Source organism: Pseudoalteromonas sp. '520P1 No. 423', assembly GCF_001269985.1.
GTDB lineage: Bacteria > Pseudomonadota > Gammaproteobacteria > Enterobacterales > Alteromonadaceae > Pseudoalteromonas.
The window spans coordinates 2,820,245-2,837,069 of the sequence record NZ_BBZB01000001.1 but is presented as its reverse complement, the minus strand read 5'-3'; the positions used below and the strand labels follow the sequence as shown (position 1 = coordinate 2,837,069).

Annotated in this window: 17 protein-coding genes and 1 pseudogene; 13 read left to right on the top strand and 5 right to left on the bottom strand. The window is 35.0% G+C overall.

The genetic code is table 11. From position 1 onward, the window contains the following. Positions 1-179: 179 nt before the first annotated feature. The 10 genes and pseudogenes from PSA_RS12945 (at position 180) to PSA_RS25265 (ending at position 7,385) form a co-directional block, all read left to right on the top strand. A complete protein-coding gene (locus PSA_RS12945; protein WP_042143905.1) occupies positions 180-1,229 on the top strand; it encodes a 3-oxoacyl-ACP synthase III in 1,050 nt (349 codons plus the stop codon). After that, positions 1,229-2,101: an alpha/beta fold hydrolase gene (locus PSA_RS12940; RefSeq protein WP_371257802.1), complete on the top strand. Its 873-nt coding sequence runs from the start codon at positions 1,229-1,231 to the stop codon at positions 2,099-2,101. The genes PSA_RS12945 and PSA_RS12940 overlap by 1 nt, the downstream gene beginning before the upstream one ends. 5 nt (positions 2,102-2,106) lie before the next feature. Continuing rightward, entirely contained in the window at positions 2,107-3,795 is a 1,689-nt protein-coding gene (gene oleC / locus PSA_RS12935; protein WP_127924086.1) for an olefin beta-lactone synthetase, read from the top strand. Positions 3,796-3,798: 3 nt separating this feature from the next. Then, entirely contained in the window at positions 3,799-4,866 is a 1,068-nt protein-coding gene (gene oleD / locus PSA_RS12930; RefSeq protein WP_042143910.1) for a 2-alkyl-3-oxoalkanoate reductase, read from the top strand. Positions 4,867-4,905: 39 nt separating this feature from the next. Beyond that, positions 4,906-5,307 (top strand): thioesterase family protein, encoded by a 402-nt coding sequence (locus tag PSA_RS12925; RefSeq protein ID WP_042143911.1) that lies wholly within the window; start codon positions 4,906-4,908, stop codon positions 5,305-5,307. Positions 5,308-5,451: 144 nt separating this feature from the next. Beyond that, positions 5,452-5,625 carry a hypothetical protein gene (locus PSA_RS25270; protein ID WP_157575777.1) on the top strand — a complete coding sequence of 58 codons (174 nt, stop codon included), beginning with the start codon at positions 5,452-5,454 and terminating at the stop codon, positions 5,623-5,625. Between the two features lie 281 nt (positions 5,626-5,906). After that, positions 5,907-6,206, top strand: a pseudogene (locus PSA_RS12920) (methyl-accepting chemotaxis protein); the annotation flags it as partial. A 273-nt stretch (positions 6,207-6,479) separates the two neighbouring features. Further along, positions 6,480-6,680: a hypothetical protein gene (locus tag PSA_RS12915; protein WP_042143915.1), complete on the top strand. Its 201-nt coding sequence runs from the start codon at positions 6,480-6,482 to the stop codon at positions 6,678-6,680. A 43-nt stretch (positions 6,681-6,723) separates the two neighbouring features. Next, a complete protein-coding gene (locus tag PSA_RS12910) occupies positions 6,724-7,269 on the top strand; it encodes a cache domain-containing protein (RefSeq protein WP_042143916.1) in 546 nt (181 codons plus the stop codon). Then, complete coding sequence (locus PSA_RS25265) at positions 7,245-7,385, top strand: hypothetical protein (protein ID WP_157575776.1); 141 nt, start codon at positions 7,245-7,247, stop codon at positions 7,383-7,385. The genes PSA_RS12910 and PSA_RS25265 overlap by 25 nt, the downstream gene beginning before the upstream one ends. A 126-nt stretch (positions 7,386-7,511) precedes the next feature. On the opposite strand, the gene PSA_RS12905 is transcribed toward PSA_RS25265, so the two are convergent. Next, positions 7,512-8,300 (bottom strand): ABC transporter permease, encoded by a 789-nt coding sequence (locus PSA_RS12905; protein WP_042143918.1) that lies wholly within the window; start codon positions 8,298-8,300, stop codon positions 7,512-7,514. 368 nt (positions 8,301-8,668) lie between these two features. Between PSA_RS12905 and edd the strand changes: the two genes are divergently transcribed. The 3 genes from edd to gap are packed head-to-tail and all read left to right on the top strand — an operon-like array spanning position 8,669 to position 12,188. Next, positions 8,669-10,537, top strand: a complete 1,869-nt coding sequence (gene edd / locus PSA_RS12900; RefSeq protein WP_042143920.1) for a phosphogluconate dehydratase — start codon at positions 8,669-8,671, stop codon at positions 10,535-10,537. A gap of 5 nt (positions 10,538-10,542) precedes the next feature. Continuing rightward, positions 10,543-11,160 carry a bifunctional 4-hydroxy-2-oxoglutarate aldolase/2-dehydro-3-deoxy-phosphogluconate aldolase gene (gene eda, locus PSA_RS12895; RefSeq protein ID WP_042143922.1) on the top strand — a complete coding sequence of 206 codons (618 nt, stop codon included), beginning with the start codon at positions 10,543-10,545 and terminating at the stop codon, positions 11,158-11,160. A 20-nt stretch (positions 11,161-11,180) separates the two neighbouring features. Then, on the top strand, positions 11,181-12,188 hold the full coding sequence (gene gap / locus PSA_RS12890; protein WP_042143923.1) for a type I glyceraldehyde-3-phosphate dehydrogenase: 1,008 nt from the start codon (positions 11,181-11,183) through the stop codon (positions 12,186-12,188). A 260-nt stretch (positions 12,189-12,448) separates the two neighbouring features. Here gap and PSA_RS12885 read toward each other — a convergent pair whose 3' ends face one another. From PSA_RS12885 to PSA_RS12870, 4 genes are all read right to left on the bottom strand, one after another. Continuing rightward, the gene (locus PSA_RS12885; protein WP_042143925.1) at positions 12,449-13,390 is read right to left on the bottom strand and encodes a LysR family transcriptional regulator; all 942 of its coding nucleotides are present in this window, start codon (positions 13,388-13,390) and stop codon (positions 12,449-12,451) included. Positions 13,391-13,571: 181 nt separating this feature from the next. Beyond that, positions 13,572-14,681 carry a hypothetical protein gene (locus tag PSA_RS12880; protein WP_052379889.1) on the bottom strand — a complete coding sequence of 370 codons (1,110 nt, stop codon included), beginning with the start codon at positions 14,679-14,681 and terminating at the stop codon, positions 13,572-13,574. 87 nt (positions 14,682-14,768) lie between these two features. After that, the gene (locus PSA_RS12875) at positions 14,769-15,278 is read right to left on the bottom strand and encodes a hypothetical protein (RefSeq protein ID WP_042143928.1); all 510 of its coding nucleotides are present in this window, start codon (positions 15,276-15,278) and stop codon (positions 14,769-14,771) included. A gap of 17 nt (positions 15,279-15,295) precedes the next feature. Next, positions 15,296-16,789: a DUF3413 domain-containing protein gene (locus PSA_RS12870; protein ID WP_042143930.1), complete on the bottom strand. Its 1,494-nt coding sequence runs from the start codon at positions 16,787-16,789 to the stop codon at positions 15,296-15,298. Between the last annotated feature and the right edge of the window lie 36 nt (positions 16,790-16,825).

Below are 16,825 nucleotides of genomic sequence, written 5' to 3'. Positions count from 1 at the left end.
ATATATTTTAGAATAGCCTATCAAACAATCAAATTGAGTGTTTTATGTACAATGAAAAGGTTTTAGTTGAATCATGACGCTTTTCTTGGTCAAATGGCGGTCTAAAAAAATAAAAGCAGTTTTTTGGTTTATAATATACCGCGCTTTTTATAAAGAATAAGAGAAAAATATACCGTTTCATGAAATATACCCGCGTCTTTATTAACAGTTTAGCCTATGAGCTAGCACCACATGTGGTATCAAGCTCTGTACTTGAATCTCGTTTAGCTCCTTTATATCAAAAATATCGTATTCCTATGGGGCAACTTGCTGCATTAACCGGTATAGAAGAACGTCGCTGGTGGCCAAAAGGGCATCAGTTATCAGATGGTGCAATTACAGCTGCAAAAAAAGCAATCGCTGAAAGTGACATATCTGTTGACGATTTAGGCGCAGTTGTTTACACCGGTGTGTGTCGCGACCAACATGAGCCTGCTACAGCATGTCGTATTGCGGCAAAATTAGGTGTCTCTAAAGACACTGCTATTTATGATATTAGCAATGCGTGTTTAGGTGTTTTATCTGGTATTTTAGATATTGCTAATCGCATTGAACTGGGCCAAATTAAAGCTGGTTTAGTTGTATCGTGTGAATCAGCCCGCCACATCGTGGATGTCACAATAGAAGATATGTTGTCAGAGCCTACAATGCAAAATTACGCACAATCATTAGCGACTTTAACCGGTGGTTCAGGTGCAGTGGCTGTGCTTATTACAGATGGTTCATTTGATTTAAAAACAGATCGAAATCATCAGTTATTAGGTGCGAGTCACTTATCAGCGCCAGAGCATAGTAATTTATGTCAATGGGGCTTAAAAGAAGTTGGCCCACAATTATACCGCGAATTTATGCGCACTGATGCCGTTACCTTATTAAAAGAGGGTGTTTCTTTAGCGAAAGATACTTGGTCGCATTTTTTACAGCAACGAGATTGGATGATAGAACAAGTTGATAAAGTGATTTGTCATCAGGTAGGTGCAGCAAACCAAAAACAAGTATTAACCGCTTTAAATATTCCCCCAGAAAAAGAATTTCCGACCTTTAAGCTGCTCGGTAATATGGGAACTGTTTCTTTACCTGTTACTGCTGCAATGGCACACGATGATGGCTTTTTGAAAAAAGGCGATAATGTTAGCTTTTTAGGTATAGGTAGTGGATTAAATTGTATGATGTTAGGTCTGAAATGGTAATGGAATCACTTTCACCTTTTAAAACAAATTATTTGGATCGTAATGGCCAAAAGTACCATTATGTAAATCAAGGTCAGGGCGAGCCAGTAGTTATGGTTCATGGTAATCCAAGTTGGTCTTTTTATTATCGTAATTTAGTATCATCGTTAAGCGCAAGCCATCAATGTATCGTACCTGATCATATTGGTTGTGGTTTATCTGACAAACCAGGTGATAAGGATTATGATTACACCCTAAAACAACGTATCGATGATTTAGAAGCGCTACTTGAACATTTAGATGTTAATGCCAATATCACCTTAGTTGTACATGATTGGGGTGGCATGATAGGCATGGGTTATGCGGCGCGATATCCTGAACGAATTAAAAAATTAGTGATCTTAAATACAGGTGCATTTCATCTACCTAAAGCTAAACCTTTCCCATGGGCATTGTGGATCTGTCGAAATACCTTATTAGGTACTGCGCTTGTACGTGGTATGAATGCGTTTTCATCTATCGCATCATATGTTGGTGTAAAACGTCAGCCTATGGCAAAAGAAATAAGAGAGGCCTATGTTGCGCCTTTTAATTCTTGGAAAAACCGCATTTCAACTTTAAGGTTTGTACAAGACATTCCTTTAAAACCAGGTGATAGAAATTACGATTTAGTGTCTCAAATAACAAAGAGCCTAAATAACTTTAAAGCGTTACCAAGTATGATTTGTTGGGGCTCACAAGACTTTGTTTTTGATAAACACTTCTTAGCACAATGGAAGCAAGAACTTCCTAATGCAAAAGTACATGAGTTTACAGACTGTGGTCATTATATTCTAGAGGATGCCAGTAGCGAAGTCGTGCCGCTAGTGACAAACTTTATAAACGAAAAATAAAATTAATGAATATGTTTAAAGAGCCAGATTTAAACAAAGCAAACCTTTGTCGGCACTTAAAAAGTGCCGCAATTCAAACACCTTCAAATCTAGCTGTTGCTGTTCAAAAAAGTCATTTATCAAAGCTAACCTATGATGAGATAGACTTTAAAACCTTAAATGAAAAAAGTGACGCTATTGCACATGCTTTAAATGGTTATGGCATAAAACAAGGCATGAAAGCCGTTTTGATGGTCACGCCTAGCATAGATTTTTTTGCACTTACTTTTGCATTATTTAAAGCGGGAATTATTCCGATACTGGTAGATCCAGGCATGGGCGTAAAAAACCTTAAACAATGTTTTATTGAATCAAAACCTGATGCATTTATTGGCATTCCAAAAGCACATATTGCCCGGAAATTATTCTCTTGGGGTAAAAGTACGGTCAAACATGTTGTAACCGTAGGTGGTAATGAGCTGATATCTGGGCTGACAGGCCAAATGACATTAAGTCGCTTACTTAAAAAATATCCAGCTAATGAAGTTTACCCAATGGTGACTTTGGCAGATGATGATATGTCAGCTATTTTATTTACTAGCGGCAGTACAGGAGTGCCAAAAGGTGTGGTTTATAGTCATAAAATGTTTGAAGCTCAGATCACCGCGCTTAAAAATGATTATAAAATTAAACCGGGTGAGCGAGATTTAGCAACTTTTCCATTATTTTCATTGTTTGGTCCTGCTTTAGGCATGGCATCAATTGTGCCAGACATGGATGCAAGTAAACCTATTAGCGCAAATCCAAAATATATATTTTCTGCGATTGAAAAATATCAATGTAGTAATTTATTTGCCAATCCCGCATTGATTGAAGTATTAGGTCAGGCTGGCGAGCAAAATAATCATAAATTAACAAGCCTAAAACGGGTTATATCAGCGGGTGCACCTGCAACTTTAGCGTCAATTAAAACGTTTAGTAAAATGCTTAATCACAATGTTGAAGTGCTTAATTCCTATGGCGCGACAGAATCTTTGCCCTTAACTAAAATTGGCAGTGAAGCTTTACTCAAAACTACAAAGATTACCGACAATGGCGGTGGTATTTGTGTTGGAAAACCCGTAGAAGGTGTTGTCGTAGACATTATTAAAATTACAGAAGACAATATTGAAGATTGGGGCACAGTTGTTAATACTGATTTATTACTACAAGCAAATCAGATAGGTGAAATTGTTGTAAAAGGCCCTATGGTAAGTTCGGCATATTATGAGCGAGAGTGCGCAACTAAATCAGCTAAAATTCAAGATGACAAAAGTGTTCGCCACAGAATGGGTGATTTAGGCTATTTAGATAATCAAGGTTTACTTTGGATGTGTGGTCGTAAAGCGCATAGAGTCGAAACAGATGCAGAAGTTTTATTTTCTATACCGTGCGAGCGAATATTTAATACTCACAAAGCCGTAAAACGCACAGCCTTAGTTGGAGTTTCGAATAATAGCGTCATAAAACCTGTTTTATGTATAGAGCTGAACAAAGGATATAAAATATCTAAAAGCGTTTTATTTGATGAGCTAAAAGAAATAGGTGCTAAATTTGACCAAACCCAGAATATATCTAACTTTTTAATACATCCAGATTTCCCTGTAGATATTCGCCATAACGCTAAAATATTCAGAGAAAAACTGGCTGTATGGGCACAAAATAAAAAGAACTAAATAATGATAAATGAGCACATATATCCGCAAGATGAAAAATTAGTAACAGCGCTAAACGCATTAAAAGGCAAAGTTTCTCACATTTTTGTGACAGGAGCTGGTGGGTTTTTAGGTGAAGTAATTTGTAGGTTTTTATGCTCTGCAGGCATAAAAGTGACAGGCTTTGCACGGTCAGATTACCCTAATTTACAGCAATTGGGCGTTACTATGATCAAAGGCGATATCGCATCTAAAGCACAATTGCTTGATGCGATGAAAGGCTGTGATTTAGTTTTTCATGTTGCTTCAAAAGCAGGTGTTTGGGGCTGTAAGTCAGATTACTTTAATCCTAATGTTGAGGGGGCAAAAAATATTATTGATGCCTGTTCACAATTAAATATCCAAAATTTAGTGTATACCAGTACGCCCAGTGTCACTTTTTCTGGAGAGGATGAAGCAGGTATTGATGAAAGCTATCCGTATGCAAAAAAGTTTTTAAACTATTACGGTGAATCTAAAGCGATTGCCGAGCAATTGATTATTAAAGCGAATAGTGAGCAACTAAAAACAATCGCCATTAGACCACATTTGATTTGGGGACCTAACGATCCACATTTGGTGCCAAGAGTCATTGAGCGTGCTACAGCAGGACGATTAAAGCTAGTAGGTAAACAAGATAAGTTAGTAGATACGATTTATGTCGATAATGCCGCTTACGCCCATATTTTAGCAGCTGTAAATATGTTGAATGACAATAAAACTTGTTTAGGTAAGGCTTATTTTGTTAGCAATGATCAGCCTATTACAATGGCGAGCATGCTTAATAAAATATTATCATGTGTCAGTTTACCCCAAGTCACCAAACGCGTGCCTTCTTCAGTTGCCTATTGTGTTGGTACAGTGCTTGAAACAACCTATTTATTACTTGGTAAAAAAAATGAACCTATCATGACGCGTTTTGTTGCTAGACAGTTATCAACAAGTCATTACTTTAATATAAATTCAATCAAAAATGACTTAGGCTACGGCCCTTTAATATCAATAGATGAAGGTATGTTGCGTCTCAAAAAGTCATTAGAAAAACATAGTTAACCCCATTTAACCTCTAAAATTACAAGAGTTATTATTCAAATGAGCGAAATCTTTCATCACCCAGTACAAATTTATTATGAAGATACAGATCACTCAGGTGTGGTATATCACCCAAACTTTTTAAAGTATTTTGAGCGAGCAAGAGAACATGTAATAGATAGTGATAAGTTAGCAAAACTGTGGAATGAAAAAGGGCTTGGATTTGCTGTATATAAAGCAAATATGATCTTTCAAGATGGTGTTGAGTTTGCTGAAGTATGTGATATTAGAACCAGTTTTGAATTTGAAGGTAAATACAAAACATTATGGCGTCAAGAAGTATGGCGACCGGGCGCTAAAAAGCCTGCAGTGATAGGTGATATCGAAATGGTATGTTTAGACAAGGACAAACGCTTACAGCCAATACCTGAAGAAATTTTAACCCCTCTATCAGCTTTGTAGCTGTTAAATTTGATCTAGATCAACACCTTCTTTAATAATACTTAAATTAGGCTGCTAAAATGTAAACGCGCTTTATAATCCCGATTTTGCTCCTAAAATAAATAATGCTCAATAAGAGTTTTGTGTATTATTTAAGGAAGATTAATGCAATATCTTAGAAGTTTACATTTTAAAGCCAAAATACTTATTTTAATTGTTCCTGCAATTATAGGGTTATTAAAATTAGGAACATTAAGAGTTAATTCTGACTTTAAAACCAATACTAGCGCACAACAAATAAACAACCTTACAGTATTAAGTACATTCAAAGCAGATTGAAGATGCAATCGCGAATAATTTAATTGAAGTGACAAATAAGCTATCACAATCAGCTTTTACCTCTTTATTAATAACTTAGAAAGACAGCAGGGTGAAACACAATTAGTTGCAACCGCAATTGAAGAAATGTCCGCATCAATACAAGAGGTCGCCAGTAATAATTCATAAACGGCGAACTTGGTTGTTAATGTTGATAAATCGGTTGATGAAAGTGTTGTTGATATTACTCATACTCGTCAAGAAATGGAAAGCTCTCTAATGAAATGGCACAAGCAAATGCACTAATTTCACAACTACAAAAAAGTAGTAGTAATATAAACTCAGTTGTTGAAGTAATCAAAATTGTTGCCGAGCAAACCAATCTTTTAGTGCTGAATGCTGCCATTGAGGCAGCAAGAGCGGGGGAGCAAGGCAGAGGGTTTGCTGTAGTTGCAGATGAAGTACGTACTTTAGCGCAACGTACACAAGAATCGACTTCTGAGATCGAAAAAAACATAGTAGGTCAATTCCAACAAGATGCAGGCAGTGTTTCAAGTTCTATTTTAAAGTGTTCAAATGAAGTTGCTTTAGCTGTTGAGTAAACCACAAAAATGGCAAATAAACTTAATGATATTAAAGATGCTGCAACCTCAATAACAGATATGAGTATACAAATCGCAGCTGCTGGGTGAGAACAAACTGGTCTGGCCTATAATTTGTCACTTCTATCAAGTAAGTTTAGGTGTTAGGTTTTTTATTTATTTTATTGACCTACAATCAATTTAACTTTCTGTTTTTATATGACTAAACTACTCCAAAGTGTGATTTTGCTAGGTGTAGTTCAGGCTAATAGGTTGAATTGATACTATGGAAAAATGGCAAAAAAAATAACAATACGACAAGCGCTTATTGCCATTACCGCACTATCTTTACTTACATTAACCTTTACTAGCATCTTGTTAGGTCATAGCACCTTTACTAAAGTATCAGAAAACAGTATGGAGTCTGACTTATTACCAAACCAACTTGCTAAAGTTGAAGCAAGAATAATGCATCAGCTGAGCACTGGCAGGTGAGCCCCAAGCACAGCAAGATAAAGTAATAGATTATCTATCTTATATGAAAAGTGAAAATGATGCTTTTGTGGTTTTTTGGGTATCAGATGTATCTAAAAATTACTTTAATAATAATGGTATTTTAAAACAAATTAGTACAGAAAATGATGCTTGGTTTTATGATTTTCTAAATAGTGATAAGCCTTATGAAATCGTATTTGATTATGAAGAAAGTACTGCTAAATTAACAGCATTTGTTAATTATAAAGTGAAAGCTCAAGGGAAAAAACTAGCAGTTGCAGGGCTTGGTTACAGTGTTGATCAAATTAGTGCTGATATTTTATCAAATAAAGTGGGTGAATCAGGTTATGTATTTGTAACTGACAAACAAGGTAAAGTAATTATTCATTCACAATTATCATCACTAAAAACCAAACAATTAAAGCAGTTTGATGGCTTTGAAAATATATCGGGTAAATTATTGCAAAATGATGATGGGTATATATTTGATAAAGTAGAAAAAGATGGCATTGATTATTATGTTGCCAGTGTTGGGATCAGAGAATCAGATTTCATGGCAATAGAATGCATCAAGATTACGGTACTTTAGATTTAACCACAACTTATGCCATTAACGAAAATATGACAGTGAGATTTGCTGGCACTATCCTATTAAAAGAAGACAGTATTCAAATTGGCATCGCTCTCCAGGCACTGATAGTGTAAAACCAGAGCTGCGTGATGGTTACCCAGCTTGGGCATATCAAGGTGAATCAACTTACTCTTTAGGAATTGATTTACGTTATTAAAAATTTGAGAATTAAGATATAAAAAGTAAAGGCGTGAATAAAATTATTCACGGTTTTTTATTTGTATTAATCCTGTAGGGGTGATCACGGATTTTATGGTGAAATAGAGACTACTATTGACTGATACACATAACATAACAAAAATAGAGACTAATATAATAAGCTGATATTTTACAGCGGTTATTGGCTCTATGCCTCCTAGTATTTGTCCTGTCATCATGCCAGGTAAAGTCACAATCCCGGTTGTTGTCATTGACGCTATTATAGGCGCTAATGCATTTTTTATGGCTGATTGCACAAAAGGGTGTGCTGCTTGCGCAGGCTGTGCGCCTAAAGATAAAGCTGTTTCGTATTCGAGCTTATTATCATTAAATGCAGTAAATAAACTTTTTAGAGCAACGATATTACCACTCAAACTATTTCCTAGTAGCATACCGGCTAGTGGGATCAAGTATTGAGCGTGTAAAATCGGTGATGGCTGAATTAAAAAATATAACAGAATAAATAATAAGGGCAGTGAAGATATAACTAACCCTATCAAAACAGGTAGAAATAAATGTTGTTTTGGTAGATTAGCGCCGCTAATAATTGCACTAGCTCCAACTAATATCATTATGATCAGCCAAACTATATTTAACATTAAACTATTTAAATCAAATAAAAATTCAAGATAAAGACCAACCAATACCAGTTGTAATGTCATTCTAAACACTGAAATGAGTATTTCTTTTTCTAATCTTAAATTTAATTTTTTATTTATTAAAAAAGGAAAAATTAAAATCAACATAAAAAAGATAAGATCCAACCAAGCTACATCTAATGTTTGTTCCATCTTTTTCCTTTATTTATCCTATGTTATGACAGCATTTTAATATAAATGACATTTAAATAAATCATGATGTTTATATTAATTTTAAAATAAAATTATTAGCTAAATTGAAAAAATTCAACTAAATTTAAATGATACGGTTGACACCGGTGTCATAAACGTGAGTTAATAATGACACCGGTGTCAGATTGTGATTGTGAGAGACATAATTTATACCGTACCTTTGAACGGGTAATTACTGTGCTCAGTATCAGTTTTTTACGTGGAGTCGTATGATTTGATACTGAGCCTTTTCTCTTAAATTTCTCACTATTTTTCTCGAAACTTTAATAACCAAAGAGAAGAGAACCGAATTTTTAAAGAGTAAATATATGCTTCACCGTCGAATTAAAGAAGTTACAGATCGCGTAGTTAACGCAAGTAAAGATTCTAGAGCTGCATACCTTGAACGTATGGCGCATGCAAAAACTCAAACAAGAGTAAGAACAGGCCTTGGATGTGGCAATCTAGCGCACGTAATGGCAGCTTGTAGCCCAAGCGAAAAAAATTTATTAAAAGCAGACGAACAACCAAATTTAGCAATAATCAATTCCTACAATGACATGCTTTCAGCGCATGTGCCTTATAAAGATTATCCAGATTTAATTAAAACAGTTGCCCAAAAATATAATGCAACAGTACAAGTTGCTGGTGGTGTGCCTGCAATGTGTGATGGCGTAACTCAAGGCCGTGATGGCATGGAGTTATCTCTTTTTTCTCGTGATGTGATCGCGATGTCTACTGCAATTTCATTATCACACGATGTGTTTGATGGCGTATTTTGTTTAGGTGTATGTGACAAAATCGTACCTGGTTTATTAATTGGTGCATTATCATTTGGTCATTTACCAGTGACTTTTATGCCAGCAGGACCAATGGCTTCAGGTCTAGCTAATAAAGAAAAAGCACGTGTTCGTCAGCAGTTTGCTCAAGGTAAAATTGGTCGTGAAGAATTATTAGAAGCAGAAAGTGCGTCATACCACAGTGCGGGTACATGTACTTTCTTTGGCACAGCAAATAGTAATCAAATGCTAATGGAAATTATGGGTCTGCATTTACCTGGTAGCTCATTTATCAATCCATATACAGAATTAAGAGATGGTTTAACTGCCAATGCAACAGAAACTATGTTGCAACAACTTATTGAAACTAAAAACGCAAACTGCTTAGCAGATGTGGTAAGTGAAAAAACAATTATTAATGGTTTAGTTGGTTTATTAGCGACAGGTGGCTCTACTAATCATGCGATTCATTTAGTTGCGATCGCAAAAGCTGCAGGTATTGAACTGACTTGGAAAGATATGGCAGATTTGTCAGAAGTTGTGCCTTTATTAACACGTATTTATCCAAATGGTCACGCAGATGTAAATCATTTCCAAGCAGCAGGCGGTATGGGCTTTTTAATTAGAGAATTATTAAGCGCAGGCATGTTACATGAAGATGTTAAAACCATTGTTGGTGATACTTTGAATGACTATGCCAAAGAGCCTCGTATAGCAAATAATGCAAACGTGATCATTACAGACTCAAGGGGTCCAGTGAAAGTTAATTGGGTAGATTGTGCAGATAAATCATTAGATGAAGAAGTCCTTAGACCTTATACAGATGCGTTTAGCCCACAAGGTGGATTACAGTTATTAAAAGGTAACTTAGGCGACTCAGTAATTAAAGTATCTGCAGTAGCAGCAGAGCATCAACTGGTTACTGCACCTGCAAAAGTATTTAATTCTCAAGTTGGTTTACAACAAGCATTTGCTAATGGTGAGTTAGAAACAGATTTCATTGCGGTTATAAAAGAGCAAGGCCCAAAAGCGAAAGGTATGCCTGAACTGCATAAATTAACGCCAATTATGGCATCTCAACAGGATAAAGGTTTTAAAGTTGCCATTGTAACTGATGGTCGTATGTCAGGTGCTTCAGGTAAAGTGCCAGCTGCGATTCATTTAGCACCAGAGGCGATAGAAGGTGGCATGATTGCTAAAATCCGCGAAGGTGACATGATCTCATTAAATGCACCTAAAGGTGAATTGATATTACATGTTTCTGATGAAGAGTTAGCTGCAAGAAAAATTGAAATATCTGAGCAAGTATTAACATTTGGAACTGGTAGAGAATTATTTGAAGGCATTCGCCAAACAGTAAGTAGTGCAGATTTAGGTGCCAGTGCATTTGGCTCTATTTACCCACAAACAGGAAAATAACAAGAATGACTATTGAAAAGATATTAACTGCAGCACCCGTAGTTCCGGTAGTTGTAATTGAAAATTTAGAAGACGCAGTGCCATTAGCGCAAGCGCTTTACAATGGCGGTCTTAAAACATTAGAGATCACATTAAGAACTTCAGTAGCTGCAGAAGCCGTAAAATTAATGAAACAAGCTGTTCCCGATGCTTTTGTTGGTACTGGTACTGTTATCAATAAAGAAACATTTAATGCATCAGTAGAAGCAGGTGCTGATTTCATGGTGAGCCCTGGTGTAAACGCTGAATTATTAGAATTAGCTAAAGAAACAGATATTCCATTTTTAGCTGGTGCAGCAACACCGAGTGAAGTGATGAACTTAGCTTCTCACGGATTTAAATATCTTAAGTTTTTTCCTGCAGTAGCAGCTGGCGGCGTACCTATGCTGAAATCTATTGCAGGACCGCTACCACAAGTAAAATTTTGTCCTACAGGTGGCATAAACTTAGCAAGCGCACCAGATTTCTTAGCATTAGATAATGTTGTATGTGTTGGTGGCACTTGGATGTTAGATAAACAATTAATTAAAGATAAAAACTGGGCTGCGATTGAAGAATTAGCGCGCCAAGCAAGTCAACTATAGTTTTTAAGGGGAATAAAAAAATGATTAAAATCGCAATTAATGGGTATGGTCGAATTGGCCGAAATGTACTACGTGCACTTTACGAATCAGATCGAAGTGAAGAAATTAAAATTGTTGCAATCAACGATTTAGCACCTGCTAACGTAAATGCACATTTAACGCAGTTTGATTCAGTACATGGGCGTTTTAATCAAAAAGTTGAACTTGATGGTACGACTTTAGTTGTTGGTGAAGATAAAATCACTTTAACTCAAGAGCGTGATCCTGCAAGTCTTCCTTGGAAAGAACTTGAAGTTGATATCGTTTTAGAGTGTACAGGTTTATTCACTAGCCGTGATGCCGCTGGAAAACATATTGAAGCAGGCGCCAAGCGTGTGATCATCTCTGCGCCAGGTTCTGAACTTGATGCGACAGTAGTTCATGGTGTAAATAGTGATATATTAACATCAGATAGCATCATTATCTCAAATGCATCATGTACAACTAACTGTTTAGCACCAGTAGCTAAAGCATTAAATGACAAAATTGGTATTGAACAAGGTAGTATGACTACTATCCATGCTTATACAAATGATCAAAGTTTATCAGATGTATATCACCCTGATTTATACCGTGCGCGTAGTGCAACACAGTCAATGATCCCAACTAAAACTGGTGCTGCTAAAGCTGTAGGTTTAGTACTCCCAGAACTTGCTGGGAAATTAGATGGTATGGCTGTTCGTGTTCCTACAATTAACGTTTCAGTTGTTGATTTAACTTTAATCGTATCTCGTGAAACGACACTGGAAGAAGTAAATGAAACCGTTAAAGCAGCATCACAAGGCGCAATGAAGGGCGTACTTGAATATAACGAATTACCACTTGTTTCAATTGATTTTAATCATAATCCGGCATCTTCAATCTTTGATGCTACACAAACAAAAGTTGATGGTAAATTAGTTAAAGTAATGGCTTGGTATGATAACGAATGGGGTTTCTCAAACCGTATGTTAGACCAAGTAACAACACTCGCTAAATTCATTAACTAGTAACTTATTAATAGCTTTATCCAGAAGTTACAAAGGCCAGCAAATGCTGGCCTTTTTTGTTACCTAAAAACATATAAAAAGGGGTCGGAGTCAATTAATCAAACAGAGGATATTTATCTTTAATTGATAAATTATATAAATAATTAGCGTACTGATTTTATTGAGTATTATTGCCAAAGGAATGAAAGAGTTGAAAAGAGTTAATAGTATAAGTTTTATTAACTCCGACCCCTTTATTGGACCCCTTTATTGTTTATTTCTTATTTTTGTAATTCTTGTGCGACTTCTGAAATCTGTTGTCTTAGCCAAATATGGCTTGCGTCTCTATGTAATAATGGGCTCCAAATCATATCAAGCTCAAATGGCGCAATTGGGAATGGGGCGTCTAAAATCACAACATCAGAGTTGTTTTTGTATATGTTAGCAACCTTTGATGGCAGCGTTGCGATGAGGTTTTGCTCTTTTGCTAGATGGATTGCTACATGATAATTACGGGTGAATGAGGCAATATTACGTTGTTTACCAAATTTAGCTAAAGCTTCATCAACCCAGCCTAGTTTTTGCACATCAGCAGGATCCATACCTACACCTACACCAAACCCTGTTTTACTTACCCAGATATGTCTGGCTTTTAAATAAGAGTCTAAGCTGAAGTTTTCAATAACAGGATTATTAGCATTTACTAAACATGAAAAACTGTCTTTCCATATTCTTTTTTGATGAAAAGATTGCGGCAAATTGTCAAAGCGATTGATCGCCATATCAACTTTACCATTTTCCACATCATGAAAAGTAACATCGCTAGGTGTTACTATATCTAATGTGGTATCAGGTGCATGTAATTGAAGTTTGTTAAGTAACTTAGGCGCAAGGGTACTTGCTGCATAATCACTTGCCATAATGCGAAATACGCGTTTACTTTTACTTGGCTCAAAATCGCGATTAGGTTGAAGCGTTTCTTCAAGAGTCAGTAATACACCTCTGATCACAGGTTGCAGCTCTTTAGCACGTTCAGTTGGCACCATACCATCGCTTGTTCGGACTAAAATGGGGTCATTAAGTAGGTTTCTTAATCTCTTTAATCCGTTGCTCATTGCCGGTTGTGTAATACTTAACTGATTGGCTGCTCGAGTAACGTTACACTCACGCAATAAAGTATCAAGATATACTAATAAATTAAGATCTATCTTATTAATATTCACTAAATGATTATCCAAGTTAATTTAAATTAATTATATGAATGATACTAACGATTAATAAGACAAACTACTAGTATTATACTAATGTAAATAGTTGTTTATCTGGTAAACCTTGATTTAACCCTAAAAGGGTTTTGATAACGAGTTTATTATCTTCCTTTTAGTGTTAAATCACTTAATAAACTTATTTTAGTAACATAAACCATACTGAAATATAATCAGGTAAATGACGATTAGCATCAGCATATTCTTTGAAACCACCATAACTACCTGATAAATAATCTAATTGATATAGGTTATTTTCGAATGCACCACCTGTATCCGCTAAAATAGCCATTTTATATTCACTGTGGCCTTTATAATCAAATTGAGTTAGTAATAAATGGCCTAAACCTAATTTATAGATATCACCTGCAAAGGTTACTTCAGGAATAACGGTTACTTTATTATTGGCATCTTTACCATATCCCAAAATGCCTTGGACTTGTTTAAAGTACCAGTATCGGTTTTGCTCATAGGGTTTTACTTTTCTATCGTATCGAATACCGTTATTTCTATGTACATTAAATACTTTTTTATCACCATTTAAATCTGCAACAACAGTTCCTTGCATCAAAGATGACTCAAGATCTTTTCGAGATAAAAAAATTAAAGGTTCAGCTTGCTTAGGTTTATCTAAGATACCTTTTAAAATATCTTGTTTAGTATATTTTAGACGCGTAAGTCCATCTATTTTTGTAGCTTGCTCTAAAGTTAAATGAATTTCATCAAACGGTAACTGATATAAAGCATATGGGTATGAGCTTGATTTTTTTAACTGGGCTTTGGCTTGATGAATATAGTATTTAGTCATCAATATTTTATCTTCAGGTAAATTGATTAGGAGTTTCTTATTTTTAGATAATTTTTTTGCATGTAAAGTATCGGGTTGCCAATTAATAAATTTAAAGTTGTTATTGATAAAATGTGTATTTAATAATCTAGAAGGGCGGTTTGCTTTTATATCTTCTTTATGGACTTTACATATAAAGGATAATGATGATTTGATCTTTTCTGCAGTAATACCTATATCAGCTAAAACATTACTATGAATGACTTTGGGGTCATAAGCATTGCCTTTTTCTAAATAGCCTTTTGTAGAGCTAGCTACTTTGCATAAATTAGAAATATCGGTATTGATTGGATAAGTTAATTCTAGTTTTTGCTCTGTAAAAGACAGTGCGTGAAGATTTAAACTATTACATAATAAAAAAATAAATATTAACGTTTTTGACTTGTTGATAAAAAAATACATTAAAAATTATGCTTAAAATGATGGCTAAGTGTTTATATTTTAAATTGTAAGAATATTAAGGCAATATAAATTGAAGTGTCACTGAGTTTATTTGTTATTTTTTAAGGTTTTTAGCTGTTTAGTCAAACGGCTTAATTTAAGTTCCTCTGCTTTTACAAGTTTATTATATTTGTGATTTATATTTTTTAATTCTTTGTCAACTTGCCTTTTAGTGTTTATTTTGTCTTGTTTAGACATCATGCGCTCTAGTTTTTGTTCCTCAATAATCTGTTTTTTTGCTTGTGTTCTTTTTAAAATGCGCACTTTATTTTGGCTTGCAGAAAGTTTTGACTCTACTAGGTCGATATGTTGCTGGTATTGCAGTTTATTTAAGGTTTTTACATCTTTGCTTGTATCGCGTATTTCTCTTGGTGTAAATGTAGAGATGGTTTTAAGTTTGGCTTCTTTAGAGCAAGGGTATTGGCTAAAAACAACGCCTTTTGATGTTTCACACTGATAAAAATTAGTAGAGGTTGTATTTGCAATAAGAGCGTGGGAGGCAAATAAAACAATAAAAGAAAAACTAAAATGTCTATATCTTAACTTTAGTTGTTTCATATGCACCCCTATTTGTATTATTTACCTATAAAGCGTTTCAACTCTTTTATACTTTCAACTAAAAATGGTACGTCAAAGTTATTATCTAGTAAAAAACCTTGTGCTGCAGATATATTTTTATACGATCCATCGGCTTCAATCAAGGTTATTTTATCTTTTTTATAAGCAACAAATACGCCTTGAGTATAATTTATGCCTGAATCGTCATGATTTTGATAAATATTCCTACCTATGAGCGTTTGTTTTATTAAGGTTTCGCATGACCAGTATTGACCTAAAACAGTCGCAAGTAAATCCATTGGCTGTAATAAATCAGCATTATCTGCAAGTGATGCATCATTGATATAAACAGAACTAACAGTAATAGGAATTTTTTGCTCTGAAGCTAATGCAAAAGCAATAACATGTTTCGCTTCATTTCGGACATTTGTATCTGAATTAGCTGCAATGATCCGCATAGCGGCATTTTCATCTTTAGGGATGAACTCATAGTCTTCAAACCCAGATACATTAATTCCTTGATTTGTCAGCCAGGCGGGCACTGTTTTTTGAGATAGAATCGGTTTTTTATAAAATGCAGGCAAGCCATAGATTAAGTTAAATACCGAATCCGCATGTGATGTTGGCTGCAAGAACAAATCAACTTTTGAAAGTGGTTTAGTTTGAGTTTGCAAAAAACGCGCTAGCTGCGCATCATTTTCAAATATTAAAATATCAGTAAGTGGCAACAACTTTTCTGGGCATTGTTTGACATTTGTTGGTAGTAAATATGCTGCATTGGTTGTGGCAAGTTGCTTAGTTTTAACTTGTTTATAGAGCTCTAAATCAAGCAAATTATTTTTAGCTAACAAGCTTTTTGCCGTAGTGGGATAAGATAAAGGTAAAATATTATCTTGCTTTGTTATATCAAATTTAAAATTAGCATCTGCCCAAATATGTATTGTATGACTTAAAGTAAAACTTGTTAATAATATACCGGTGAAAATTTTACCAAAAGTGAGCTTCTTTAAGTTATTTAAGTGTTTCCAAGTATAATTACTGATGATTAATTCAAAGCTAAGTACAGTTAAAACTAAAGTGCCCGCTGAAAAAGTTGCGATAATAGGGGAGGCCGATATTGTGTTCCACACCAAAGAAATAATCTGTGGTAAAGCTGAGGTACTTAAATGATAACCTAAGTTATAAAATACATAAGCATCAAAGGCCATTAAAGATGCGCCAAAGGTTGCAAGTATGGCTGCCATACCTCGTATATGTCTAGGATAGGGGAAAACTAAACTTAAAGGAAAAATGGTTAAAACAAATCCTAAGAAGGTTATAAAGCCCACATGGCCTAACCAAGTTAGTATCATATATATTGAGCCCATGGTTGTATCTGGGCTTGTATCGGCAAACAAATAGGCGAGACTAATAACTAAAGCTAAGCAAATATTGGCAAATGTAAACCAATGGCCCCAACTTAATAATTGACTTGCTTTAGATGAAAATGGACTTTGTGCAGATAGATTCATTTATTTACCGATAATTAGCTAATATAGAGAAATTAA